Source organism: Pseudomonas sp. S2_C11, assembly GCF_054668395.1.
This window is the reverse complement of sequence record NZ_CP162765.1, coordinates 4,209,782-4,233,060: the sequence shown is the minus strand read 5'-3', so window position 1 is coordinate 4,233,060 and position 23,279 is coordinate 4,209,782. Positions and strand designations below refer to the sequence as shown.

Sequence of the window (23,279 nt, the reverse complement as noted above, 5' to 3'; positions counted from 1 at the left end):
GTACTCAGGTGACCGCTCATGAATGATTTACAGATCGACGACATTAAAACCGACGAGAACGCCGCCATGGTGTTGTTGGTGGATGATCAGGCGATGATCGGCGAAGCGGTGCGCCGTGGGCTGTCGAATCAGGAAAACATCGACTTCCACTTCTGCTCCGACCCGCAGCAGGCCATCGCCCAGGCGGTGCGGATCAAACCGACGGTGATTCTCCAGGACCTGGTGATGCCCGGCCTCGATGGCCTGAGCCTGGTGCGCGAATACCGCAATCATCCGGCGACCAAGGACATCCCGATCATCGTTCTCTCGACCAAGGAAGACCCGCTGATCAAAAGCGCGGCGTTCTCCGCTGGCGCCAACGACTATCTGGTGAAACTGCCGGACACCATCGAACTGGTCGCGCGCATTCGCTACCACTCGCGGTCCTACATGACATTGCTGCAACGCGACGCCGCGTACCGAGCGTTGCGGGTCAGCCAGCAGCAATTGCTCGACACCAATCTGGTGCTGCAACGGCTGATGAACTCCGATGGCCTGACCGGGCTGTCCAACCGACGGCACTTCGACGAGTACCTGGAACTGGAGTGGCGCCGTTCGCTGCGTGATCAGACGCAGCTGTCATTGCTGATGATCGACGTCGATTACTTCAAGTCGTACAACGACAGTTTTGGCCACGTTGAAGGCGACGAAGCCTTGCGCAAGGTTGCCGCAGCCATCCGTGACGCCAGCTCGCGGCCATCGGATCTGCCGGCGCGTTACGGCGGCGAGGAGTTTGTGCTGGTGCTGCCGAACACTTCGCCGGGCGGCGCGCGGCTGTTGGCCGAAAAACTGCGCCAGACCGTGGCGGCGCTGAAAATTCCGCATAACACGCCGGCCGAGGGTTCCAGTCTGACCATCAGCATCGGTCTGGCGACCATGGTGCCCCAGGCGGGCAGTGATTGCCGGCTGCTGATTTCGGCGGCAGATCGCGGGTTGTATCTGGCCAAGAACAATGGGCGCAATCAGGTCGGGATCGAGTAACGGCCGTTGCCCTCACCCCAGCCCTCTCCCGGAGGGAGAGGGGGCCGACCGAGGTGTCTCGGGCCAGACATCGACCTGAGAGATCGCAGCGATTATGGATCTTCAGGCTTGGCGATCACGGATTCGGTGAAGCCATTCTATTCGGCGTATGTTTCAAATATCCCCCGATCGGTCCCCTCTCCCTCCGGGAGAGGGCTAGGGTGAGGGCAGCAATCTCGGCCCATTCACCGCCAGACGGGCTGCCGCGACAGGCTGTTTACGTTATACTCGCCGGCTTTCAAAAGTTCGCCAACGAGTGCTGCCCGTCATGGAAATCAACCCGATCCTGAACACCATCAAGGACCTGTCCGAGCGCTCCGAAACTATTCGGGGGTATCTTTGACTACGATCAAAAGCATGAGCGTCTGACCGAGGTCAATCGCGAGCTTGAAGATCCGAGTGTCTGGAACAAACCTGAATACGCCCAGGAGCTGGGCCGCGAGCGTGCCGCGCTGGCGCAGATCGTCGACACTCTCGACGAACTGAACGGCGGTCTGGCCGATTGCCGCGACCTGCTGGACATGGCCGTCGAAGAGAACGACGAAGGCGCAGTGGGCGATGTCGTCGCCGAGCTGGCCCGTCTCGAGGAAAATCTGGCCAAGCTGGAATTCCGCCGCATGTTCAGCCATGAAATGGACCCGAACAACGCCTACCTGGACATCCAGGCCGGTTCCGGCGGTACCGAAGCGCAGGACTGGGCCAACATCCTGCTGCGCATGTACCTGCGCTGGGCTGACAAACGCGGTTTCGACGCGACCATCATGGAACTGTCCGCCGGTGAAGTCGCCGGGATCAAGGGCGCGACCGTGCACATCAAGGGCGAATACGCCTTTGGCTGGCTGCGTACCGAGATCGGCGTGCACCGTCTGGTGCGCAAAAGCCCGTTCGACTCCGGCAACCGTCGCCACACCTCGTTCTCCGCTGTTTTCGTCTCGCCAGAGATCGATGACAAGGTGGAAATCGAAATCAACCCGGCAGACCTGCGGATCGACACCTATCGTTCCTCTGGTGCCGGTGGTCAGCACGTAAACACCACCGACTCGGCCGTACGTATCACCCACGTACCGACCAACACCGTGGTCAGCTGCCAGAACGAGCGTTCCCAGCACGCCAACAAGGACACCGCGATGAAAATGCTGCGGGCCAAGTTGTACGAGCAGGAAATGCAGAAGCGCAACGCCGCTTCGCAGGCGCTGGAAGACACCAAGTCCGATATCGGCTGGGGTCACCAGATCCGCTCTTATGTGCTCGATGCCTCGCGGATCAAGGATCTGCGTACCAACATCGAACGCAGCGATTGCGACAAGGTGCTCGATGGCGACATCGATGAGTACCTGGAAGCGAGCCTGAAATCCGGCCTGTAACACCCTCTGTGGGAGCGGGCTCGCCCGCGATCCCCAGCCGAAGGCTGGGGGCAACGAACCTGATGGAATACTTAAAGACATGAGCGACCTACAACTCGACCCGCAAGCCCTGCAACAGGAAGAAAACTCCCTGATCGCCCTGCGCAAGGAAAAGCTTGCTGCCGAGCGCGCCAAGGGCAATGCCTTCCCGAACGACTTCCGCCGCGAAAACTACTGCGATGCCTTGCAGAAACAGTACGCGGACAAGACCAAGGAAGAGCTGGCAGAGGCTGCAATCCCGGTCAAGGTTGCCGGTCGCATCATGCTCAACCGTGGCTCGTTCATGGTGATCCAGGACATGACCGGACGCATCCAGGTCTACGTCAACCGCAAGACGCTGTCGGAAGAAACCCTGGCCGCAGTGAAAACCTGGGACATGGGCGACATCATTGCCGCTGAAGGCACCCTGGCGCGTTCCGGCAAAGGCGACCTGTACGTTGAAATGACCAACGTGCGCCTGCTGACCAAGTCGCTGCGCCCGCTGCCGGACAAGCACCACGGCCTGACCGACACCGAACAGCGCTACCGCCAGCGCTACGTCGACCTGATCGTCAACGAAGACGTGCGCCAGACGTTCCGCGTGCGTTCGCAAGTGATCGCGCACATCCGCAGCTTCCTGATGAAGCGCGACTTCCTCGAAGTCGAAACACCGATGCTGCAGACCATTCCCGGCGGCGCCGCAGCCAAGCCGTTCGAAACTCACCACAACGCGCTGGACATGGAAATGTTCCTGCGTATCGCGCCAGAGCTGTATCTGAAGCGTCTGGTGGTTGGCGGTTTTGAAAAGGTCTTCGAGATCAACCGCAACTTCCGTAACGAAGGCGTTTCGACTCGTCACAACCCTGAATTCACCATGTTGGAGTTCTATCAGGCGTACGCCGATTACGAAGACAACATGGACCTCACCGAAGAACTGTTCCGCGAGCTGGCGCAGCTGGTGCTGGGCAGCACCGACGTGCCGTACGGCGATAAGGTGTTCCACTTCGGCGAGCCGTTCGTGCGTCTGTCGGTGTTCGACTCGATCCTCAAGTACAACCCTGAGCTGACTGCCGATGATCTGAATGACATCGACAAGGCTCGCGCCATCGCCAAGAAGGCCGGCGCCAAGGTGCTGGGCTTCGAAGGTCTGGGCAAATTGCAGGTGATGATTTTCGAAGAACTGGTCGAGCACAAGCTGGAGCAGCCGCACTTCATCACTCAGTACCCGTTCGAAGTGTCGCCGCTGGCCCGTCGTAACGACGAGAACCCGAACGTCACCGACCGCTTCGAGCTGTTCATCGGTGGTCGTGAAATCGCCAACGCCTACTCCGAGTTGAACGACGCCGAAGACCAGGCCGAGCGTTTCATGGCGCAGGTGGCCGACAAGGACGCCGGCGACGACGAAGCCATGCACTACGATGCCGACTTCGTCCGTGCGCTGGAGTACGGCATGCCGCCAACCGCCGGTGAAGGTATCGGCATCGATCGTCTGGTGATGTTGCTGACCAACTCGCCGTCGATCCGCGATGTGATCCTTTTCCCGCACATGCGACCGCAAGCGTAAACGTTTCAGTTAAAAAGCCGCCTAAAACAGGCGGCTTTTTATTGCCTGTCTGGTACAAATGTATCAATTGGTTAATTTGGCATTAGTAGAGGAAGTGCTGTCGTGATGGGTGCATTAGCTCAAGAAGGTGCAGCGGGTATCGCCACTGCGGTCGCTGAAAGTGTTCAGTACCAGGGCCGCAAGGCCAGCCGACAGGGCAGTGAGCAGCGTCGCCAGGACATTCTCGACGCCGCGATGCGCATTGTCGTGCGCGACGGCGTGCGTGCCGTGCGCCATCGTGCGGTCGCGGCGGAGGCCGGCGTGCCGCTGTCGGCGACCACGTATTACTTCAAGGACATCGATGACCTGCTCACCGATACCTTCGCCCAATACGTTGAACGCAGCGCGGCGTACATGGCCAAGTTGTGGATCAATAACGAAGGTCTGCTGCGCGAAATGGTGGTCAGCGCCGACGGCAGCCCGGAGTCGCGCTCACAACTGGCCGATGACATCGCGCGGCTGATGGCCGATTACGTGCACCGGCAACTGATCAACCGCCGCGAGCATCTGATGGCCGAACAGGCGTTCCGTCAGGAAGCGCTGCTCAATCCGCGTCTGGCCATTCTGGTGCGCTCGCATCAGCAGATTCTGTTGCAGGGCACCTGCCAGTTGTTCCAGGTACTGGGCTCGCGCGAACCGCAACAGGATGCCAAGGTGTTGACGGCGATTATCGGGCGGATGGAATATCAGGGCCTGCTCAATGACGCCGAGCCATTGGCCGAAGAGGACATGCTCGGGATTCTGACGCGGTATATGCACCTGGTGCTAGCGTCGGTCTAGCGTTTCACGCTACACCCCGTGGGAGCGAGCCTGCTCGCGAAAGCACTCTGATATTCAACATCTGCGTTGTCTGACACAGTGCATTCGCGAGCAGGCCCGCTCCCGCAAAGGCTTAAAGTCTGAGTTTCAGCACGTCACGTTTTCTACAGGAGTTTCGGGTGGACGATTACCAGCAGACGATACGCATGTTGTCCGATCGCATTGTGCTGGCGCAGACGCCGATCCGCGTGCTCGATGCGGTCAAGTGGGACGACAACGTGCGCAAGGGCTTTCTCAAGGCCAAGGGCAAGGAAATGCCGGCGGTGGATCGCGACTACTACCTCAACCGCCCGCTGTCGTTCGATTCGAGCCAGGTCAAACTGGAATTCCAGAACATCGAGCGCGACATCACCCGCCAGCTCGGCCAGTTCAACCCGGTCGGGCAGATCATGCGGCGCATGTGCAAGGAATACCGCATGGTGGTGCGCATGCTCGAAGCGCGCGGCACCGAGGACTTCGGGCTGATCTCGCAGGAGCTGTACGGCGCGGCGTCCGATGCCTTCCACGCCGGTGACCCGACATTGGCCGACCTCGGCCTGATGATGTCCGACTACCTGAATAACATCGACGGGCGCGGCGATCTGAAGGACGAGCCGAAGATCCTTACCGCCAAAGACGCGGTGCACCTGCTGCAAACCCGACTGAACAAGGTATTCGGTGAGGCCGAAGAAACCATTCGCGTGTTCGAGTCCGACGGCATCGTCGCCGACGCCGCGGCGGGCGCCGACTACATCAAGATCCGCACGGATGCGCTGTTCAACGACCGCGACGTGCGCGCACTGGAAGTCCACGAAGGTCTGGTGCACGTCGGCACTACGCTCAATGGCTTGAACCAGCCTATCTGCACTTTCCTGTCCAAAGGCCCGCCCTCGTCAACGGTGACCCAGGAAGGGCTGGCGATCCTGATGGAAATCATCACCTTCGCTTCTTACCCGAGTCGCCTGCGCAAACTGACCAACCGCACCCGTGCGATTCATATGGTCGAGGAGGGCGCCGACTTTTTGCAGATTTACGAATTCTTCCGCGAGCAAGGTTTCGAGATGGCCGAAAGCTACGGCAACGCCAGCCGGGTTTTCCGTGGCTCGACGCCGACCGGTCTGCCATTCACCAAAGACTTGTCCTACCTCAAGGGCTTCATCATGGTTTACAACTACATTCAGTTGGCCGTGCGCAAGGGCAAGCTCGAGCAGATTCCGCTGTTGTTCTGTGGCAAGACCACACTGGAAGACATGCGAACCTTGCGGCAACTGGTGGATGAAGGGCTGGTGGTGCCGCCGAAATATCTACCGGATCAGTTCCGTGACTTGAATGCGTTGTCGGCGTGGATGTGTTTCTCCAACTTCCTCAACCATTTGAGTCTGGACCGGATTGAGGCGGATTACTCCAATATCCTCTAGACCCAGCACCGAACCCCTTGTGGGAGCGAGCCTGCTCGCGAATGCGATTTCACCTTCAACATTGATGTCGGCTGATACACCGCTTTCGCGAGCAGGCTCGCTCCCACAGGTTTGATTTGTGTTCAGTTCTCTTCTTTGCGAGGTTTCACCGGATGAGAATCCTCGGCATCCTTTGCCTGCTCTTGACCCTCGGCGGTTGCAGTTCGCTGCTGTTCTACCCTGAACCGGGCCAGATCTTCACCCCGGACAAAGCCAAACTCGAATACCGCACCGTCACCCTGCTCACCGCTGATGGCTTGAAACTCAACGCCTGGTGGCTGCCGGCCAAACCTGGCGTCGAGGTCAAAGGCACGGTCCTGCATCTGCACGGCAACGGCGGCAATCTGCCGATGCATCTGGGCGGCAGCTGGTGGTTGCCGAAGAATGGCTATCAGGTACTGCTGGTCGACTATCGCGGTTACGGTTTGTCCGAGGGCAAGCCGAGCCTGCCGGCGATCTATCAGGACATCGACGCCGCGTTCGCCTGGCTCGACAAAGCGCCCGAGGTCAAAGGCAAACCGCTGGTGCTGCTCGGGCAGAGCCTCGGCGGCGCGATGTCGGTGCATTGGCTGGCGCAGCACCCGGAACGGCAAAAACAACTCAAGGCCCTGGTGCTGGATGGCGTGCCGGCCAGTTATCGCAGTGTCGGCCAATTCGCCCTCAGCACTTCGTGGCTGACCTGGCCGTTGCAGGTGCCGCTGTCGTGGCTGGTGCCGGATGGCGACAGCGCGATCAACTCGATGGCGCAGCTGACCGGCGTGCCCAAGCTGATCTTCCACAGCATCGACGATCCGCTGGTGCCGATGGCCAACGGCATTCGCCTGTATCAAGCGGCGCCGCCGCCGCGGGTGTTGCAGCTGACCCGTGGCGGTCATGTGCAAACCTTCGGCGACCCGGTGTGGCGTCAGGTCATGCTGCGCTACCTTGATGATCCCGAACACTTCGACGGCCTGCGCCGCCTCGGCGAAATCCCCAACTATCCGCCGCCCCCGAATTCCGAAGATGAGACCCCGCAATGACTGAAGAACGTAATGCCATCCCGCTGATCATCACCGGTATCTGCAGCATCCTCGGCACCGTCGGGGCGCTGTGGTACTACGGCTACCTGCACTTTGCCAAGCCGGAGGATGCATTGCTGCTCAGCGAATTCACCATGCTCAAGACGGTGCCGGGCGAGGACTACAAAGTCTCGCTGACCCCCGCGCCGCAAGTGGCGCAGTGCATTGATGGTGTGCTGGTGTTGTTTGATACCGAGCAGAAAGGGTTGACCGGTGTGTTGATCAATGGCCAGAAAAAGGCTGTGCGCTGCATGGGGGAGGAGACGCCGCAGAAGCTGGAGCAGTGATTCTGCTGGATCACTTTCCCCCTCTCCCATTGGGAGAGGGGACTGACCGAGGTGTATTCCGCCATACATCGACCTGAGAGACCGTGTCGATTATGGATTCAATAAAGCACTTTCAGATCGATGTATCTCTAGAGCATCCCCCAATCGGCTCCCTCTCCCTCGGGGGAGGGTTGGGGTGAGGGGCTACAGTATGAAACTAAACAAAGAGCCCCTCCATTTGAACGAAGGAGCTTTTACAGCTAAGGGCTGGGTGTCACCGTGATTTTTCGATTGGCACTCCACGGCGAGCGCTTACCGTCAATGCTTTGCCATGCAGTCATGGAAAACGGGCCGACGGGTAAGCTCCAGACACTTTGCACCGACCAGTTGCCGTAAGCATCGGCATCTGTTTCCGCCAGTATGTTGTAAGGGCCGTTAACCTTGGTGACCCGGATATGGGCACCCGGCAGCGCTTTTCCCGAGAGCAGCGGATTTTGGCCGCTTTCACTGCCCTCCACCGGTGTGTCGATAACAGGCGCTGCGGGTGCGTCAGTTACCGTGATTTTTCGATTGGCGCTCCAAGGTGAGCGATGGCCATCGATACTTTGCCATGCAGTCATGGAAAACGGGCCGACGGGTAAAGTCCAGACACTTTGCACCGACCAGTTGCCATAGGCATCGACGTCTGTTTCCGCCAGTACCTCGTAAGGGCCGTAGACCTTGGACACACGGATATGTGCGCCCGGAAGAGCTTTGCCGGAGAGCAGAGGGTTTTGACCACTGTCACTACCCTCTAGTGGGGTTTCTATGACTGGCGCCTCGAGCGTATCAATTACCTTGATTGTTCTATTGGCACTCCACGGCGAGCGCTTACCATCAATGCTTTGCCAGGCTGTCATGGAAAAAGGCCCTGAGGGTAATGTCCAGACACTTCGCACTGACCATTTGCCATAGGCATCAGCGTCTGTTTCCGCCAGTATTTCGTAAGGGCCGTAAACGCGGGTTACGCGAATATGGGCGCCAGGCAATGCTGTGCCTGAAAGCAAAGGGTTGTAACCGGAGTCAGCGTTTTCCACTGGCCTGGAGATAACCGGGGGAGGCACATCCACGATATCAACAACGTTGAATAAACGCTGCTCGGACGGCCCCGAGACTCTGTCGCCAAAGTACTGCCGAAGCACAAGTGCATTGGGGCCTGATGGCCTATCGGTAGGAGGGGTTATTGACCACCTGCCTTGTACATCCGCGATAGCTGTTGCGAAGAAAGTCTCCGGGGTTGCGGCTTCTGCTACCTTGATCGTTGCTCCCGGTCGCGCCGTTCCAGTGATCAAAGGTTTCAGCGTTGTTGTAGCGTTCTGCTCGGGTGTCATGACCAGCGGTGGCACGACTGTCGTTGTGCAATATGGGAGGCCTTGTCCGTTTATTGCAATTGCGAGCGATGCACCAGCCTTATCCGTCGCACAGACTTTGATTTTGATTTTTGCCGTCGCGTCTTCCAGCGTCCGTCCTGGCTGCAGGGTAGGATCGTTCGTTGTGGCAGTTTCTGGCGAGGCATCCAATTGCACATTGCGCACCGTCCCGTTCAGTGACGAGTACCTGATCCAGACGCCGGTCACGCGATTATCGGTGGGAGAAAATTCGTCGAATGGTGTGGGCTGGCGGTACTCAAGCGCTATCAACTGAGGTTCTGTGGGCCGATTGATCATGTAAAGTTGAGGCCCTTCCTTACCCAATACCCCCAGGCGGTACAGACCTGTCTTACTGATCACGGCGGCTTGCGAGTCATCTAGCCAGCCGGAGAACCACCGGTTGATTGCCGGATAGAGTGTTCCGCCACCCGATACCGAGTCTCCAGTATCACCATACCCGACCGGGCTGCACTCTTCAGGAGCCTGAACAACGTCGTTACTCACCGGACATTTGGTATAAGTGCCGCCATGTGGGTATCCCAGATTGTGGCCGAATTCGTGCTTCCATGTATGCGGTGAGCCCGGCATACCTTTAACCCAAATCCAGTTTCCCGGCACCGTAGCGATTGCGCCGCCGCCACAGGGGACCGCCACAAAGAGGAATGGAAAACCTGCGGGATCAATGTTTTGTGCACGGGCCGCTTTGCGTCCTGCGTCGAGACTGCCTGAAGCGGAGCATGTAGCAGGTTTTGGACCGAAATCTGCCTCGATCTGTGTGCCTTCCAGTTTCAGTTTATTGCCGGAGGCAGCGAGGATGTAGGAGCGCAATGAATTCCAGTGCGTTGAGAAAGTTTGCTCAGCAATTTTTCCGGAGTCCAGGCCCGGTTCGCCTGACCAGTGCCCGGCCACCAGCAATACCTTTTGAACGCCTGTGATGGGGCGTTTTATCGAGGGAGTCAGTAGTTCGGGATCGGTGCTGATGACCATGTCATCGGGATCATACAAAGGCTCTGGTGGGATTGCCGCGTTGCTCCAGCTCATCGCTGCATGGAGTAGTGTCGACAAAAATCCGACTGCGATGATTGATCGTTTCATCGGGGAATCCTTGTGAGGATCAGGCTGACAGGTAACAGCCTCTTCCAAGTACCGATCCTCGTCCACTGTCATAGTTGACAGTGGACTTCGCTTTCGGAAGACGAAACGGTCATGGGAATTGAGTCAACCGACTTTCACACTTCCACAAAAAAAGCCCCGCCTGATCAACTCAGGCGGGGCTTTTTGCGTTACCGGGTGGAGCTTAGTTCGAGCTCACCGAAGAACGCGGTGCTACTGGCTGGTTGTCGTTGGAAATGGTCACTTCCACACGACGGTTCATCGCACGACCCGAAACGCTGCCGTTATCCGCTACCGGGTATTCCTTGCCATAACCCTGAGCGACGATGCGAGAAGGGTCGACGCCCATCTTGATCAGGGCCATCTGCACGGAAGTCGCGCGTCGCTCGGACAGCGACTGGTTGTAGCTCGCGGTGCCGGTGCTGTCGGTGTAACCCTCGACGATCACTTTGCGATCCGGGTTTTCCTGGAGGAATTGCGCCAGTTTGTTGATGTTCACCAGGCCGCTGGATTTCAGATCAGCCTTGTTGGTGGCGAACAGCACGTCACCGAAAGTCACCAGCGTACCGCGATCGGTCTGCTTGGCGTTGAGGCTGTCCTGCAGCTGTTTGATCTGCTGGTCACGGGCATCCAGACGGGCCTGGGCACGTTGGGCTGCGGCGTTTTTCAGGTTGTTTTCAGCGGTGCGCAGAGCGATGGTCTGCTTGGCCACTTCGACGCGCTGGTTGGTCAGGTAAGCCAGTTGGTCAACCTTGGCTGCGTCTTCCTTGTCCAGATAAGCCTTGTCGGCCTTGTCCAGGTAATCGCTGGCGTCTTTGGTTTCCAGTGCCGCGACTTTGCTCGCCTGTGGGTTGGCCTGCAGGCCGGCGTAGTTGGTGCGCGCCTGTTCCAGGTTCGGGTTAGGCGGGGTGGAGCAGGCTGCCAGTGCAACGCTTGCGGCCAGAAGAGCGGGAATCATCAGTTGCTTACGCATAATTTTTCGTCCTTTCTATCGGTAAGAGTTTCAGCTTTGCGGTCGGGATGCGCGCTTACTGCACAGTGCGCTGGCTTTCCTGACGCAGTTCCTGAACACCTTTCTGGGAATCCTTCACAGCCTGTTCGGCCTTGGCGGCCTGAGCCTTGCGTTCAGCGACGCGAGCGTCCCATTCAGCCTGTTCGGACAGGCGACGGGCTTCGTCATACTTCTTGTCGTGCATGGCGATTTCAGCTTGTTTCAGTTTGTCCTGAGCCTGCTTCATTTCCACCGCAGCGAATTCGGTACCGCCAGCGCTGACGGCGCTGTTCACAGCCGATTGGGTCACGGCGTACTGCTCGGTCGGCGGGTTACCGGCGCAACCGGCCAGTACGAAGCTGGTGCCGATGGCCAGAGCGGCCAGTTTCAGACCGCGCAGGTGGGAAAACGAGGTTTGGGTTTTCATGGTCTTCAACTCCATTAGGCATCTCCTGAAAATACAACTGAATCCATCCTGGCAGAGGAGCCGAAAGCATCGCTTGTAGACGCGAATTGAAACGCTCGTTCCAGGCGTGGTTACCTGTTCCGACCGGCGGCATTTTTGAAAAGTTCAGAAAAGATGGCCTATCGCCAAAAATTTAATTGACCGTTTGGACAAGGCTCTGGGGCGGGAACTTTGGGGCTTTGGAGCGGTATGCGCGGGTGAATTTTAAGGTGATATCAGGGATGATCAGTACCCTGTGGGAGCTGGCTTGCCAGCGATGAGGCCATCGTGCTCAGCACATCTTTGACTGAACTGCCGCCATCGCGGGCAAGCCCGCTCCCACATTTTTCTCGGTGTCAGGAATCAGTGCTTCTGCTTGTTTTCAGCCGAGGACAGATCATGCAAATGCCGTCGCGACAACGCCAGAAAACGCGGCGTCGGGCCGACATCTTCATACAACGGATCGCCTTCCTCATCGGTCGCCACCACTGTTGAACCCTTCACATACGGTAGGCTCGCTTCGAACTCCTCAAGCGCGGCGCCGATCAGCTCGCCGAGCAGTTCCTCGGGGTGACGCTTGGGGTACATTTCGGCAATCGCCGCCAGCCTTGCGGCGGCTTCGACGTCCAGATGAATCGTGTAGCCGGTGTCGGTCAGGCGACCTTTGGCGTTTTCTTCCCAATGCTGGGCGAGTTCACGAATTTTCATGATGACCTCATTTAGCGCCTGCTGATGGCAGGCCTGGGTGAGTGTCCGGCAGCGCCGGCGGCGGGCCGTCGTACGGCTTACTGTTGAGACTGGCTTTCGCGCGCAAGGTTTAAGTCGATTCGTCGCCTGCTTGTAAGAAGCGGCGCAGAGCGGCACTCTCTGGCAAAGCATTCGTTTCTGCGCTGTCCCCGATTACCGCTGGAGAACTGCTGATGACCGATATTGATGCACGCTTGCGCGAAGATGTTCACCTGCTCGGAGAGCTGTTGGGCAACACCATTCGAGACCAGTACGGCGAGGCGTTCCTCGACAAGATCGAGCAGATTCGCAAAGGCGCCAAGGCCGACCGGCGCGGCTCGATGGACGCTGAACTGAGCGCCAGCCTCAATCAATTGAGTGAAGACGAATTGCTTCCGGTCGCGCGGGCCTTCAATCAGTTTCTCAACCTGGCGAACATTGCCGAGCAGTACCAGCTGATCCATCGCCGCGAGGAGTCGCAACCGGCGCCGTTCGAGTCGCGGGTGTTGCCGGAACTGCTCGCGCGCCTGCGCAGCGAAGGGCACAGCGCCGAATCTCTGGCCCGGCAACTGGCGCGGCTGGAAATCGAACTGGTGCTGACCGCGCATCCGACAGAAGTGGCGCGACGCACGTTGATCCAGAAGTACGACGCGATCGCCGCGCAACTGGCCGCGCAGGATCATCGCGACCTGACCAGCGCCGAGCGCGAGCAGATCCAGAGCAAACTGCAACGGCTGATCGCCGAAGCCTGGCACACCGAAGAAATCCGCCGCACCCGACCAACCCCGGTCGATGAAGCCAAGTGGGGCTTCGCGGTGATCGAGCATTCGTTGTGGCAGGCGATCCCCAACCATATGCGCAAGGCCGATCAGGCGCTGTTCGCCGCGACGGGTCTGCGCTTGCCGCTGGAAGCCGCGCCGATCCGCTTCGCTTCGTGGATGGGCGGCGACCGTGACGGCAACCCCAATGTCACCGCCGCTGTCACTCGCGAAGTCTTGCTGCTGGCGCGCTGGATGGCCGCTGATTTGTACCTGCGCGATGTCGATCATCTCGCTGCCGAACTGTCGATGCAGCAGGCCAGCGATGCGCTGAAGGCCAGGGCCGGCGACAGCGCCGAACCCTATCGCGCGGTGCTCAAGCAATTGCGCGAACGCCTGCGCGCCACACGCAACTGGGCGCATGCCGCGTTGGCCGCGCCGACCCCGGCAACCGCCGATGTGCTGCACGACAATCGCGATCTGCTCGAGCCTTTGCAGTTGTGTTTCAACTCGCTGCACGAGTGCGGCATGGGCGTCATCGCCGACGGGCCGTTGCTCGATTGCCTGCGTCGGGCGGTGACGTTCGGCCTGTTTCTGGTGCGCCTCGATGTGCGTCAGGATTCGACCCGGCACAGCTCGGCGATGACGGAAATCACCGATTACCTCGGCCTCGGCCGCTATGAGGAATGGGACGAAGAACAGCGCATCAACTTCCTCACCGAAGAATTGAGCAACCGTCGCCCTTTGCTGCCCGCGCATTTCAAACCGTCGGCGGACACCGCTGAAGTGCTCAACACCTGCAAGGAAATCGCCGCCGCACCCGCTGCGTCGCTGGGCTCCTACGTGATCTCCATGGCTGGCGCGGCTTCCGATGTGCTCGCGGTGCAACTGCTGCTCAAGGAATCCGGCGTACTGCGGCCGATGCGCGTGGTGCCGCTGTTCGAAACCCTCGCCGACCTCGACAACGCCGGGCCGGTGATGGAGCGTCTGCTGTTGTTGCCGGGCTATCGCGCGCGTTTGCATGGCCCGCAGGAAGTGATGATCGGCTATTCCGACTCGGCCAAGGATGCCGGCACCACCGCTGCGGCGTGGGCGCAATATCGCGCGCAGGAGCGTCTGGTGGAAATCTGCCGCGAACAGCAAGTCGAACTGCTGCTGTTCCACGGTCGCGGCGGCACCGTGGGGCGTGGTGGCGGTCCGGCGCACGCGGCGATTCTGTCGCAGCCGCCGGGCTCAGTGGCGGGTCGTTTCCGTACTACCGAACAGGGCGAAATGATTCGTTTCAAATTCGGCCTGCCGGACATCGCCGAGCAAAACCTCAATCTGTATCTGGCCGCCGTGCTCGAAGCGACCTTGCTGCCACCGCCGCCGCCGACGCCTGAATGGCGCCATCTGATGGACGAATTGGCGGCGGACGGTGTCAGCGCTTACCGTCAGGTGGTGCGGGAAAATCCGCAATTCGTCGAGTACTTCCGGCAGTCGACCCCGGAGCAGGAATTGGGACGTTTGCCTCTGGGCAGTCGCCCGGCCAAGCGTCGCGCCGGCGGTATCGAAAGCCTGCGGGCGATCCCGTGGATCTTCGGCTGGACCCAAACCCGATTGATGCTGCCGGCCTGGCTGGGCTGGGAGACGGCGCTGAGCAAGGCGCTGGAGCGCGGCGAAGGTGAGTTGCTGGGGCAGATGCGCGAACAATGGCCGTTCTTCCGCACCCGTATCGATATGCTGGAAATGGTTCTGGCCAAGGCTGATGCGGATATTGCGCAGTCCTACGACGAGCGTCTGGTTGAAGCTGATCTGCTGCCGTTGGGCGCGCAGTTACGCGACCTATTGTCGCAGGCATGCACCGTCGTGCTCGGTCTGACCGGGCAGTCGCAGCTGCTGGCGCACAGTCCGGACACCCTCGAATTCATCCGCTTGCGCAACACCTACCTCGACCCGCTGCATCTATTGCAGGCGGAACTGTTGGCGCGTTCGCGGCAGCAGGATGTCGAGCAGGGCAGCCCGGTGGAACAGGCGCTGCTGGTGTCTGTGGCGGGGATTGCCGCCGGATTGCGCAATACCGGCTAAGGTTGCTGAGCACCTCTGGCGGCATTCGCGACAAGGGTCGGATGCCGCTTCTCCTGCTGTAGGAAAGTGCCGCGAGGCGACAGTTAATGTAGGGGTTGCGACTTGGGTTACCGCGTCGCGAGGTCACGGCGGGCGTCGGTTTCTCCGACTTTTGGCGTCTTGTGTGGGCGCAGCCTGCTGTGTATCTTGATCAGCCTTTGGCCGTTTGTGCGGCCACGACCCGTATTTTCAGGATCCGTCGGTTACGAGCGAATCCTTTGTTTTGTAAAGCTTTTATATAAAAAATTGAGGAGCACATCGATGCGCGTCATTCTGCTGGGAGCTCCCGGGGCCGGTAAAGGTACTCAGGCAAAGTTCATCACCGAGAAATTCGGCATTCCGCAAATCTCCACCGGCGACATGCTGCGTGCTGCGGTCAAGGCTGGCACTCCACTGGGCGTGCAAGCCAAGAGCATCATGGATGCCGGCGGCCTGGTGTCGGATGACCTGATCATCGCGCTGGTCAAGGACCGCATCGCTCAACCTGATTGCGCCAACGGTTTCCTGTTCGATGGCTTCCCGCGCACCATTCCGCAGGCTGAAGCGCTGGTCACTGCCGGTGTCGAGCTGGATGCCGTGGTCGAGATCGCTGTAGAAGACGAAGAAATCGTTCAGCGCATCGCCGGTCGCCGTGTCCACGAAGCCAGCGGCCGCGTTTACCACATCGTCTACAACCCGCCGAAACTGGCTGGCAAGGACGACATCACCGGCGAAGAGCTGGTACAGCGCAAGGACGACACTGAAGAAACCGTGCGTCATCGCCTGTCGGTCTACCACTCGCAGACCAAACCGCTGGTGGAGTTCTACCAGAACCTTTCCGCCAAGAACGGCGGCAAGCCAAAGTACAGCCACATCGAAGGCGTTGGTTCGGTTGATGCAATCACCACCAAGGTGCTGGCCGCGCTGAGCTGAAAAGTCTGATCGGCTGCATCATCCACGGCCCGCTTGCGGGCCGTTGTTGTTTATACTGACGCACTTTTTCCCACCCCTGTTTTGGAAACATCGATGAGCACCTTGCTGGCCCTGGACACCGCGACTGAAGCTTGCTCCGTTGCCTTGCTGCATGACGGCAAGGTCACGAGCCATTACGAGGTGATCCCGCGCCTGCATGCGCAGAAGCTGCTGCCGATGATTCAGCAATTGCTCGCGGATGCCGGCACCACGCTGCAAGCGGTCGACGCGATTGCTTTCGGCCGTGGCCCGGGCGCGTTTACCGGTGTGCGCATTGCCATTGGTGTGGTGCAGGGTTTGGCCTTTGCTCTGGATCGTCCGGTGTTGCCGGTATCCAACCTTGCCGTGCTGGCCCAGCGTGCCTTTCGTGAGCATGGTGTAAGCCAGGTCGCGGCTGCGATCGATGCGCGGATGGATGAGGTGTATTGGGGCTGCTACCGCGAGACGGCGGGGGAGATGCGTCTGGTTGGCGCCGAAGCCGTGTTACCACCGGAAGTCGCCGCGTTGCCCGCTGATGCCAGTGGCGATTGGTTCGGTGCCGGTACCGGTTGGGGTTACGGCGAGCGCATCGCAGTCAATCTGAGCGGCTCCGACGCCGGCATGCTGCCCCACGCCGAAGACCTGCTGACCCTGGCGCGTTTCGCCTGGGAGCGCGGTGAGGCGATCCCGGCAGATGACGCGCAGCCGGTTTACTTGCGCGATAAAGTTGCCACCCCCAAAGCCCGCTGATACGACACTTTCTCCTGTGGGAGCGAGCCTGCTCGCGAAGGCTTCTGGTCAGTCAATGCATGTGTTGAATGTGCTGAACCCTTCGCGAGCAGGCTCGTTCCCACAGGTTCGCGGTCACATACAAATATCGCCAATCGTCAGTTTCTGCCCCCTCGCTTAAAACCTTTTGCGCTTTATGTGTTCTAGTTATCACTCGGCGGTTTGCTAAGTCGGTCAAGTGCCGCTAAATTGCCATCATTGATACCGAGCATGACATTATGCGTATAGACGGCGTTTCCACTCAGTCCTACCCCATCAAGCGCAAGCCGCGTAAAGGCAATGCGGCGCTGGATGAGTCCGTCGAGATCATCGACGGCGAGCTGGAATTCCCGAGCGAAGAGCAGTTGGCCGCTCGTGCTGCCCAAGCTACCGCGCAACGCCTGAGCAACCTGCCTGCCCGTCAGCAAGACATGATCTACCACCGCGCGATGAAGAAAAGCGTAGCCATGGCCCTGGCCAGCTACCTGAGCACCGCCGGTTTTGTCGATTGGGACGCAGACGTGCTGGGCCTCGATCTGTATATCTGATGGATCTGCCTTACTACCTCGGTTGCCCGTCCTGGAGCGAAAATGCCTGGCGCGAGTATCTGTATCCGGTAGACGCAAAAACCTCCGACTTTCTCGCTCTCTACTGCCAGGTGTTCAACGCCGTCGAAGGCAACACCACCTTCTACGCCAGCCCGTCGCCAGCCACTGTGCAGCGCTGGGCCGAGATCATGCCGGCGCACTTTCGCTTCACTGCCAAATTCCCCGGCGACATCAGCCACAGCGGCGACTTGCGCGAGCAACTGACCGCTGCCGAAACCTTCCTGCAATTACTCAAGCCGTTAGGCGAACGTGTTTCGCCACTATGGCTGCAACTGTCGAAAAGCTTCACGCCGCAGCGTCTGCCGGAGCTCGCGGCGTTTATAGATGCGCTGGATTGCCCGCTTGCGGTCGAGGTGCGCAATGAACAGTTCTTCGCCAAGGGCGAGAGCGAGCGTCTGCTCAATCGTCTGTTGCTGGATCGCGGTGTCGAGCGCATCTGTCTCGACCCGCGCGCGCTGTTCAGCTGCTTGTCGACCGAGTCCTCGGTGATCCACGCGCAGTCGAAAAAGCCGCGAGTGCCGACCCGTCCGGCGGCGTTCACGCAGTTTCCGCAGGTGCGCTTCATCGGCCATCCCGAGCTTGAGGCCAACGATGCGTTTCTCGTGCCGTGGGTGGCGAAGATTGCTGAATGGATCGAAGAGGGGCGCACGCCGTACGTCTTTCTGCATACCGCCGATAACCTGTTGGCAGCGAAACTGGCGCAGCGTTTTCACTCCCAACTGATGCAACGTTTGCCTGGCTTGCCCGCGCTGCCTGAGCTATACAGAGAACCCGCCGCCGAGCAGCTTGGCTTGCTCTGAGGCGGGTTTTTTTCTGCCCGGGAGGCCGTCGATGAACGTCCAAGTCAGTCAACAGCAACGCCTCAAAGCCCAAGCCTTCAAAGCCCTGCATGATCGCCAGGGGATCTTCGTCATCCCCAATCCGTGGGATGCCGGCTCGGCGAAGATGCTCGCCAGTCTCGGCTATCAGGCCTTGGCCACCACCAGCGCCGGTTACGCGTTTTCCCAAGGCAAGCCTGATGGCGCGTTGAGTCTCGACGAGACCTTGGCCAATGTCCGCGCGATTGTCGCGGCGACGGATCTGCCGGTGGCGGTGGATCTGGAAAACGGCTTTGCCGATGACCCGGTCGAGGCAGCGCAGAGTCTTCTGCGCGCCGCAGAAGCGGGCGCGGTGGGCGGGTCGATCGAGGACGCTTCGGGACGTCCGGACGCGCCGATCTATTGCTTCGAACACGCCGTTGCACGGATTGAAGCCGCTGTCGCGGCGGTGCGCACCCTGTCGTTTCCTTTCGTCCTCACCGCTCGCGCGGAAAATTACCTGCACGGCAACCCCGATCTTGACGACACCATTCGCCGTTTGCAGGCATTTGCCGAAGCCGGAGCCGACGTGCTCTATGCGCCGGGTTTGCGCAGCGCCGAAGAAGTGCGCGCAGTGGTGCAAGCGGTGGCGCCGAAACCGGTCAATGTGTTGATGTCTGGCGGTTTGAAACTGACCGTGCAACAGCTCGAGGAACTGGGCGTCCGGCGGATCAGCACCGGGTCGGCACTGGCGCTGGCGGCGTTCGGCGAGTTCTTCCGCGCGGCTGAAGAAATCCACCAGTGCGGCACGTTTGGCTTTACGTCGCAGTCGATGCCGTACGCCAGGGCCAACCAATTCTTCAAGGGCTGAGCATGGGACGTTGGCTGTTCTGGGGGGTGTTGCTCGCGATCGCTGGTGGCGCGGTGAGTGTCTGGCGTGGCTGGCTGGACGTGCCGCCGCAGTGGAACCCGTGGGCGCCATTGGACATAAAAGCCGCGCCCAACTGGCTCACCGGTTACAAACTCATGCGCCTGCGCAGTGATCCCGAGCTTTGCGCACAGGCATTGAGCAGCTCGGATCTGCGCGTCAGCCCCCAGGCCGACAGCCCCGGCGCCAAGTGTCCGCTGGTCGGTGCTCTGCGGGTGCAGGGCGGTGGAGTGGCGCTGAGCAGCAGTTTCATTGCCAGTTGCCCGCTGGCGGTGGCCTACGCGATGTTCGAACACCACACCCTGCAACCGGCCGCGCAATCGGCTTATGGCCAGAAGATTGCGCGGGTCGATCACCTCGGCAGCTTTGCCTGTCGCAATGTCTACAACCGTGAGAGCGGTGCCCTCAGTCGACATGCCAGTGCCGACGCGCTGGACATTGCCGGTTTCCGTCTGGCTGGCGGACGCACGATCAGCGTGCTCAGGGATTGGCCCAAGCAAAACCAGGACGCAGAGTTTCTCCGCCAAGTGCGCGACGGCGCCTGCGAGTCATTCAGTGTGGTGTTGAGCCCGGATTACAACGCCGCCCATCGCAATCACTTTCATGTCGATGTCGGGCGCTGGAACGTGTGTCGCTGAGGATCAGGCGGCGAGGCGCAGGTTCTGCAGGACGATCGGGCGAGCCCAGCCATTATCGAAGTCCAGAGCTTTCTGCTGCTCGACGATTTCTTCCGGCGGGAACGGCGGGTAAGGCTTCTGCAGCAAGTCCAGATCGAACTCGGCAATCGGCAGGTACAGCGGACGTTTCTGCGGCGCAGGGCCTGGCTCCGGCACTGGCTGGCCATTGTTGATCACAATCGGGCGTACCCAGCTGCTGTCGAAATCCTGTTGCTCTTGCTGGGCTTTGAGCTCTTCTGGCGGGAACGGTGGGAACGGCTTGTCCAGCAGCTCCATTTCGAACTCGGCGATCGGCAGGAACAGTGGCTCTGGCGGTCGAACCTGGGTTTCGACCACATCGCATTCGCGCTGGCTGACGATGTGCGCGTGCAACTCGCTGCCAACGGTTGGTTCTTCCGGGCTGTTCAGGTCAACCGGTGGAAACGTGCCACAGGCAGGCACCACTTCACTCGTCTGTTCGGCCAGAGCCTGGGCAAAGAAATCCTGCCACAGGTGACTGACGCCGCTCAGTGCTTGAGTGTTATGACGGCTGAAGTCGCCATGGGGCGAAACGTAGCCAATCGATGTGGGAAGAATGCCTGACATTTTTTTCGGTTGACGCTCAGCTCTGGCAAAATGCGCGTTGAATGGTTTATCGGCGGTTTTTGTCGATCCTTAACTTTTTTGAGCGTTTTTTCATGATCGAGTCACCCGCGGCCTGCCGCATCCATGTCCAGGCCCTCGCCCCGACGTTTCAAGCGCAAGCCGAACACTGGGCCGAACGTCTCGGCCTGCCGCTCGGCGAGGCCGACGGCGAGTTCGCCTTGCAGGTCGGCGAGCAGGGTTTGCAGTTGCAGCAGCTTGGCCCGGATGCGCCTGGACCGGTGCGGGTCGACTTCGTCGAAGGCGGCGCGGCGCATCGTCGTTTGTATGGCGGCGGCAGCGGCCAGATGATTGCCAAGGCTGTCGGCATCGCCCAAGGCGTGCGCCCGCGCGTGCTGGATGCCACGGCGGGCTTGGGCAAGGATGCATTTGTGCTGGCCAGTCTCGGTTGTGAAATGAGCCTGATCGAGCGTCAGCCGCTGATCGGCGCACTGCTTGAGGACGGCTTGGCGCGGGCGGCAGAAGATTTCGACGTGTCGCCGATCGTGGCGCGGATGAAATTGCTCAAGGGCAACTCCATCGAAGTGATGCGCAGTTGGGAAGGGGAGCCGCCGCAGGTGATCTATCTCGACCCGATGTTCCCGCATCGCGAGAAAACCGCCTTGGTGAAAAAGGAAATGCGCCTGTTCCGCCCGCTGGTCGGTGATGATCCGGATGCACCGGCCCTGCTTGAAGCGGCGCTGGCCCTGGCCACGCATCGGGTGGTAGTCAAACGCCCGCGCAAGGCGCCGTGCATCGAAGGGCCGAAACCGAGCCATGCGCTGGATGGCAAATCGAGCCGGTATGACATTTATCCGAAGAAAGCGCTGAAGCCCTGAGACCGCGTCGCCCCATTCGCGAGCAGGCTCGCTCCCACAGTAGGAAATGCATTCCAGTGTGGGAGCGAGCCTGCTCGCGAAGCGGTCTGCACAAGCACCGCAAAACTGTCAGGGTTTGTAAGCCCGCATAAACAACCCCACCACCTCCCGCACATGCCGCTCCGCTTCCTCTCCGGTCAGCGGCTCGCCGCAGCCGTACAACAAACGAAAATTTCCCGCCCCTTTGATCAGGCAGAAGAAGTGCTCGGCGGCGTTGCGTGGCTGGTCGATGCTCAGCGCGCCGGTTGCATGGATTTTCGCCAGCAGACCTTCCATGCCGTTGACCACGCGCTCTGGGCCGGCCTCGAAGAAGATCAGCGACAGCTTCGGGTCCTGACTGCCCAGCGCCATGATCAGACGGTGCAGGTTCACCGATTCATCGCTGTTGATCAGTTGGTGAAAGCCCCGGGCAATGTTCAGCAATACATTTTCCACCGCGATGCCGTCCGGCAATTCGAAGAACAGCGGCGGCAATTGTTCCTCGCATTTCGCGACGACGGCGGCGGAGAACAGCGTCTCCTTGTCGTTGAAATGGCTGTAGACCGTCAGCTTCGACACGCCCGCCTCGCTGGCCACCGCGTCCATGCTGGTGTTGGCGTAGCCATGGCAAAGAAACAGGGTTTTCGCCGCATCCAGGATCGCCTGGCGTTTGGCCAGATCCTTGGGGCGGCCCGGGCCGTTTGGAGCTGAAAGATTGTTCGACATTCTTCGCTTTTAATACTGGACTGGTGAGTTTGCTATTAATACCATACCCGCCAGTATAAATATTCCAAGCCTCATTCGCGAAAGGTCCGTCACCATGTTCCGCCATGCGTTGTCCTTTGCCGTGCCAGTCAGTCTGGCGTTCCTGTTATCGGCGTGCGGTCAGGAAGAGGTGACCAAGGTCACCGTACGCCCGGCCATGGTGGTACAGCCCGAGCCTTCGGCGCAGGCGATGGAAAGTTATCCGGGCGAGGTGCGTGCCCGTTATGAGCCTGATCTGGCGTTCCGCATTGGCGGCAAAGTCAGCCGACGACTGGTCGACGAAGGCCAGCGCGTCAAAGCCGATCAGCCCTTGGCCGAACTTGATCCGCAGGATGTGCGCCTGCAACTGGAAGCCACCCGCGCGCAGGTCGCCGCCGCCGAGGCCAATCTGAACCTGGTCCGCGCCGAACGAGATCGCTATAAAACCCTGATGGATCGGCAGATGGTCAGCCGCTCGGCCTACGACAATGCCGAAAATCTATATCGCTCCGGCGAAGCCCGCCTTAAACAAATCAAAGCTGAATTCAACGTTTCGACCAACCAGGCCAGTTACGCGGTACTGCGTGCGCCACAGGATGGCGTGGTGGCCAAGCGTTCGGTGGAAGTCGGGCAGGTGGTCGCTGCCGGGCAGACCGTGTTCACCCTCGCCACCGATGGTGAGCGCGAAGTGTTGATCAGCCTGCCGGAGCAAAGCTTCGGCCGCTTCAAGGTTGGTCAGCCGGTTACCGTGGAATTGTGGGCACAGCAGAATCAGCGGTTTGCCGGGCAGATCCGCGAGTTGTCGCCGTCCGCCGATCCGCGCTCGCGCACTTTTGCCGCGCGTATCTCGTTCACCAGCGGCAAAGTGCCGGCTGAACTGGGGCAGAGCGCCCGGGTGTTTGTGCAATCGGCTGACAGTGTCTCGCTGTCGATACCGCTTTCCGCGCTGAGCGCTGAAAACGGCGCGACCTACGTCTGGGTGGTCAACGGCAACAACACGTTGAAGAAAACCCCGGTGCGGGTCGGTCCGTTCGGCGAGAAAAGCGTGGCGGTGCTCGAAGGCTTGAATGCCAGCGACTGGGTAGTGGCTGCCGGCGTTCATGTGCTGCTCGACGGCCAGCAGGTGCGGCCGGTGGATCGCTCCAACCGTGTGGTCAATCTGGCGAACAAGGAGTAAG

Annotated in this window: 22 protein-coding genes; 16 read left to right on the top strand and 6 right to left on the bottom strand. The window is 60.0% G+C overall.

All coding sequences use genetic code 11. The features are described 5' to 3' along the window. The first annotated feature begins 18 nt into the window (after positions 1–18). From AB4N48_RS19240 to AB4N48_RS19210, 7 genes are all read left to right on the top strand, one after another. Positions 19–1,020, top strand: a complete 1,002-nt coding sequence (locus AB4N48_RS19240) for a response regulator (RefSeq protein WP_024011741.1) — start codon at positions 19–21, stop codon at positions 1,018–1,020. Between the two features lie 307 nt (positions 1,021–1,327). Further along, a protein-coding gene (prfB, locus tag AB4N48_RS19235) for a peptide chain release factor 2 (protein ID WP_099758102.1) occupies positions 1,328–2,423 on the top strand; the annotation gives its coding sequence in 2 pieces (ribosomal slippage) (positions 1,328–1,399 and positions 1,401–2,423; 1,095 coding nt in all). A 79-nt stretch (positions 2,424–2,502) separates the two neighbouring features. Next, the gene (lysS, locus tag AB4N48_RS19230) at positions 2,503–4,005 is read left to right on the top strand and encodes a lysine--tRNA ligase (protein WP_076566067.1); all 1,503 of its coding nucleotides are present in this window, start codon (positions 2,503–2,505) and stop codon (positions 4,003–4,005) included. A gap of 105 nt (positions 4,006–4,110) precedes the next feature. Further along, entirely contained in the window at positions 4,111–4,824 is a 714-nt protein-coding gene (locus tag AB4N48_RS19225; protein ID WP_016771505.1) for a TetR/AcrR family transcriptional regulator, read from the top strand. A gap of 185 nt (positions 4,825–5,009) precedes the next feature. Beyond that, positions 5,010–6,260 carry a flavohemoglobin expression-modulating QEGLA motif protein gene (locus tag AB4N48_RS19220; RefSeq protein WP_166554750.1) on the top strand — a complete coding sequence of 417 codons (1,251 nt, stop codon included), beginning with the start codon at positions 5,010–5,012 and terminating at the stop codon, positions 6,258–6,260. Positions 6,261–6,412: 152 nt separating this feature from the next. Beyond that, positions 6,413–7,318, top strand: coding sequence for an alpha/beta hydrolase (locus AB4N48_RS19215; protein WP_460094180.1), 906 nt, complete (start codon positions 6,413–6,415; stop codon positions 7,316–7,318). After that, positions 7,315–7,644, top strand: a complete 330-nt coding sequence (locus AB4N48_RS19210; protein WP_041478159.1) for a hypothetical protein — start codon at positions 7,315–7,317, stop codon at positions 7,642–7,644. The genes AB4N48_RS19215 and AB4N48_RS19210 overlap by 4 nt, the downstream gene beginning before the upstream one ends. A gap of 239 nt (positions 7,645–7,883) precedes the next feature. Here AB4N48_RS19210 and AB4N48_RS19205 read toward each other — a convergent pair whose 3' ends face one another. From AB4N48_RS19205 to AB4N48_RS19190, 4 genes are all read right to left on the bottom strand, one after another. Beyond that, a complete protein-coding gene (locus tag AB4N48_RS19205) occupies positions 7,884–10,127 on the bottom strand; it encodes a metallopeptidase domain-containing protein (RefSeq protein WP_460094179.1) in 2,244 nt (747 codons plus the stop codon). Between the two features lie 202 nt (positions 10,128–10,329). Continuing rightward, positions 10,330–11,118, bottom strand: a complete 789-nt coding sequence (locus tag AB4N48_RS19200) for an OmpA family protein (protein WP_024011746.1) — start codon at positions 11,116–11,118, stop codon at positions 10,330–10,332. Positions 11,119–11,173: 55 nt separating this feature from the next. Beyond that, positions 11,174–11,578: a DUF4398 domain-containing protein gene (locus AB4N48_RS19195; RefSeq protein WP_024011747.1), complete on the bottom strand. Its 405-nt coding sequence runs from the start codon at positions 11,576–11,578 to the stop codon at positions 11,174–11,176. Between the two features lie 366 nt (positions 11,579–11,944). Beyond that, on the bottom strand, positions 11,945–12,289 hold the full coding sequence (locus AB4N48_RS19190; protein ID WP_016771500.1) for a hypothetical protein: 345 nt from the start codon (positions 12,287–12,289) through the stop codon (positions 11,945–11,947). Positions 12,290–12,501: 212 nt separating this feature from the next. Between AB4N48_RS19190 and ppc the strand changes: the two genes are divergently transcribed. The 7 genes from ppc (at position 12,502) to AB4N48_RS19155 (ending at position 19,840) form a co-directional block, all read left to right on the top strand. Next, a complete protein-coding gene (gene ppc / locus AB4N48_RS19185; RefSeq protein ID WP_460094178.1) occupies positions 12,502–15,132 on the top strand; it encodes a phosphoenolpyruvate carboxylase in 2,631 nt (876 codons plus the stop codon). Between the two features lie 300 nt (positions 15,133–15,432). After that, a complete protein-coding gene (adk, locus tag AB4N48_RS19180; RefSeq protein WP_056783171.1) occupies positions 15,433–16,083 on the top strand; it encodes an adenylate kinase in 651 nt (216 codons plus the stop codon). A 93-nt stretch (positions 16,084–16,176) separates the two neighbouring features. Beyond that, the gene (gene tsaB / locus AB4N48_RS19175) at positions 16,177–16,851 is read left to right on the top strand and encodes a tRNA (adenosine(37)-N6)-threonylcarbamoyltransferase complex dimerization subunit type 1 TsaB (protein ID WP_095180471.1); all 675 of its coding nucleotides are present in this window, start codon (positions 16,177–16,179) and stop codon (positions 16,849–16,851) included. 257 nt (positions 16,852–17,108) lie between these two features. Then, positions 17,109–17,417 carry a hypothetical protein gene (locus tag AB4N48_RS19170; RefSeq protein WP_016771497.1) on the top strand — a complete coding sequence of 103 codons (309 nt, stop codon included), beginning with the start codon at positions 17,109–17,111 and terminating at the stop codon, positions 17,415–17,417. Next, positions 17,417–18,277: a DUF72 domain-containing protein gene (locus AB4N48_RS19165; RefSeq protein WP_236168075.1), complete on the top strand. Its 861-nt coding sequence runs from the start codon at positions 17,417–17,419 to the stop codon at positions 18,275–18,277. The genes AB4N48_RS19170 and AB4N48_RS19165 overlap by 1 nt, the downstream gene beginning before the upstream one ends. A 31-nt stretch (positions 18,278–18,308) precedes the next feature. Next, positions 18,309–19,145, top strand: coding sequence for an isocitrate lyase/PEP mutase family protein (locus AB4N48_RS19160; protein ID WP_460094177.1), 837 nt, complete (start codon positions 18,309–18,311; stop codon positions 19,143–19,145). 2 nt (positions 19,146–19,147) lie between these two features. Beyond that, entirely contained in the window at positions 19,148–19,840 is a 693-nt protein-coding gene (locus tag AB4N48_RS19155; protein ID WP_460094176.1) for an extensin-like domain-containing protein, read from the top strand. Between the two features lie 3 nt (positions 19,841–19,843). Here AB4N48_RS19155 and AB4N48_RS19150 read toward each other — a convergent pair whose 3' ends face one another. Next, a complete protein-coding gene (locus AB4N48_RS19150) occupies positions 19,844–20,464 on the bottom strand; it encodes a hypothetical protein (protein ID WP_056783179.1) in 621 nt (206 codons plus the stop codon). 92 nt (positions 20,465–20,556) lie between these two features. Here AB4N48_RS19150 and AB4N48_RS19145 point away from each other — a divergent pair, with 92 nt between their 5' ends. Next, entirely contained in the window at positions 20,557–21,339 is a 783-nt protein-coding gene (locus AB4N48_RS19145) for a class I SAM-dependent methyltransferase (RefSeq protein ID WP_375123184.1), read from the top strand. A gap of 108 nt (positions 21,340–21,447) precedes the next feature. On the opposite strand, the gene AB4N48_RS19140 is transcribed toward AB4N48_RS19145, so the two are convergent. Continuing rightward, positions 21,448–22,083, bottom strand: coding sequence for a TetR/AcrR family transcriptional regulator (locus tag AB4N48_RS19140; protein WP_056783182.1), 636 nt, complete (start codon positions 22,081–22,083; stop codon positions 21,448–21,450). A gap of 94 nt (positions 22,084–22,177) precedes the next feature. Here AB4N48_RS19140 and AB4N48_RS19135 point away from each other — a divergent pair, with 94 nt between their 5' ends. Beyond that, a complete protein-coding gene (locus AB4N48_RS19135; protein ID WP_150636298.1) occupies positions 22,178–23,278 on the top strand; it encodes an efflux RND transporter periplasmic adaptor subunit in 1,101 nt (366 codons plus the stop codon). Position 23,279 lies beyond the last annotated feature (1 nt).

What these genes read in the sequence shown, in the direction of transcription:
- AB4N48_RS19240 (WP_024011741.1), top strand. Translation starts at nt 19, where the DNA reads ATGAATGATTTACAGATCGACGACATTAAAACCGACGAGAACGCCGCC.
- lysS (WP_076566067.1), top strand. Translation starts at nt 2,503, where the DNA reads ATGAGCGACCTACAACTCGACCCGCAAGCCCTGCAACAGGAAGAAAAC.
- AB4N48_RS19225 (WP_016771505.1), top strand. Translation starts at nt 4,111, where the DNA reads ATGGGTGCATTAGCTCAAGAAGGTGCAGCGGGTATCGCCACTGCGGTC.
- AB4N48_RS19220 (WP_166554750.1), top strand. Translation starts at nt 5,010, where the DNA reads ATGTTGTCCGATCGCATTGTGCTGGCGCAGACGCCGATCCGCGTGCTC.
- AB4N48_RS19215 (WP_460094180.1), top strand. Translation starts at nt 6,413, where the DNA reads ATGAGAATCCTCGGCATCCTTTGCCTGCTCTTGACCCTCGGCGGTTGC.
- AB4N48_RS19210 (WP_041478159.1), top strand. Translation starts at nt 7,315, where the DNA reads ATGACTGAAGAACGTAATGCCATCCCGCTGATCATCACCGGTATCTGC.
- AB4N48_RS19205 (WP_460094179.1), bottom strand. Translation starts at nt 10,127, where the DNA reads ATGAAACGATCAATCATCGCAGTCGGATTTTTGTCGACACTACTCCAT.
- AB4N48_RS19200 (WP_024011746.1), bottom strand. Translation starts at nt 11,118, where the DNA reads ATGCGTAAGCAACTGATGATTCCCGCTCTTCTGGCCGCAAGCGTTGCA.
- AB4N48_RS19195 (WP_024011747.1), bottom strand. Translation starts at nt 11,578, where the DNA reads ATGGAGTTGAAGACCATGAAAACCCAAACCTCGTTTTCCCACCTGCGC.
- AB4N48_RS19190 (WP_016771500.1), bottom strand. Translation starts at nt 12,289, where the DNA reads ATGAAAATTCGTGAACTCGCCCAGCATTGGGAAGAAAACGCCAAAGGT.
- ppc (WP_460094178.1), top strand. Translation starts at nt 12,502, where the DNA reads ATGACCGATATTGATGCACGCTTGCGCGAAGATGTTCACCTGCTCGGA.
- adk (WP_056783171.1), top strand. Translation starts at nt 15,433, where the DNA reads ATGCGCGTCATTCTGCTGGGAGCTCCCGGGGCCGGTAAAGGTACTCAG.
- tsaB (WP_095180471.1), top strand. Translation starts at nt 16,177, where the DNA reads ATGAGCACCTTGCTGGCCCTGGACACCGCGACTGAAGCTTGCTCCGTT.
- AB4N48_RS19170 (WP_016771497.1), top strand. Translation starts at nt 17,109, where the DNA reads ATGCGTATAGACGGCGTTTCCACTCAGTCCTACCCCATCAAGCGCAAG.
- AB4N48_RS19165 (WP_236168075.1), top strand. Translation starts at nt 17,417, where the DNA reads ATGGATCTGCCTTACTACCTCGGTTGCCCGTCCTGGAGCGAAAATGCC.
- AB4N48_RS19160 (WP_460094177.1), top strand. Translation starts at nt 18,309, where the DNA reads ATGAACGTCCAAGTCAGTCAACAGCAACGCCTCAAAGCCCAAGCCTTC.
- AB4N48_RS19155 (WP_460094176.1), top strand. Translation starts at nt 19,148, where the DNA reads ATGGGACGTTGGCTGTTCTGGGGGGTGTTGCTCGCGATCGCTGGTGGC.
- AB4N48_RS19150 (WP_056783179.1), bottom strand. Translation starts at nt 20,464, where the DNA reads ATGTCAGGCATTCTTCCCACATCGATTGGCTACGTTTCGCCCCATGGC.
- AB4N48_RS19145 (WP_375123184.1), top strand. Translation starts at nt 20,557, where the DNA reads ATGATCGAGTCACCCGCGGCCTGCCGCATCCATGTCCAGGCCCTCGCC.
- AB4N48_RS19140 (WP_056783182.1), bottom strand. Translation starts at nt 22,083, where the DNA reads ATGTCGAACAATCTTTCAGCTCCAAACGGCCCGGGCCGCCCCAAGGAT.
- AB4N48_RS19135 (WP_150636298.1), top strand. Translation starts at nt 22,178, where the DNA reads ATGTTCCGCCATGCGTTGTCCTTTGCCGTGCCAGTCAGTCTGGCGTTC.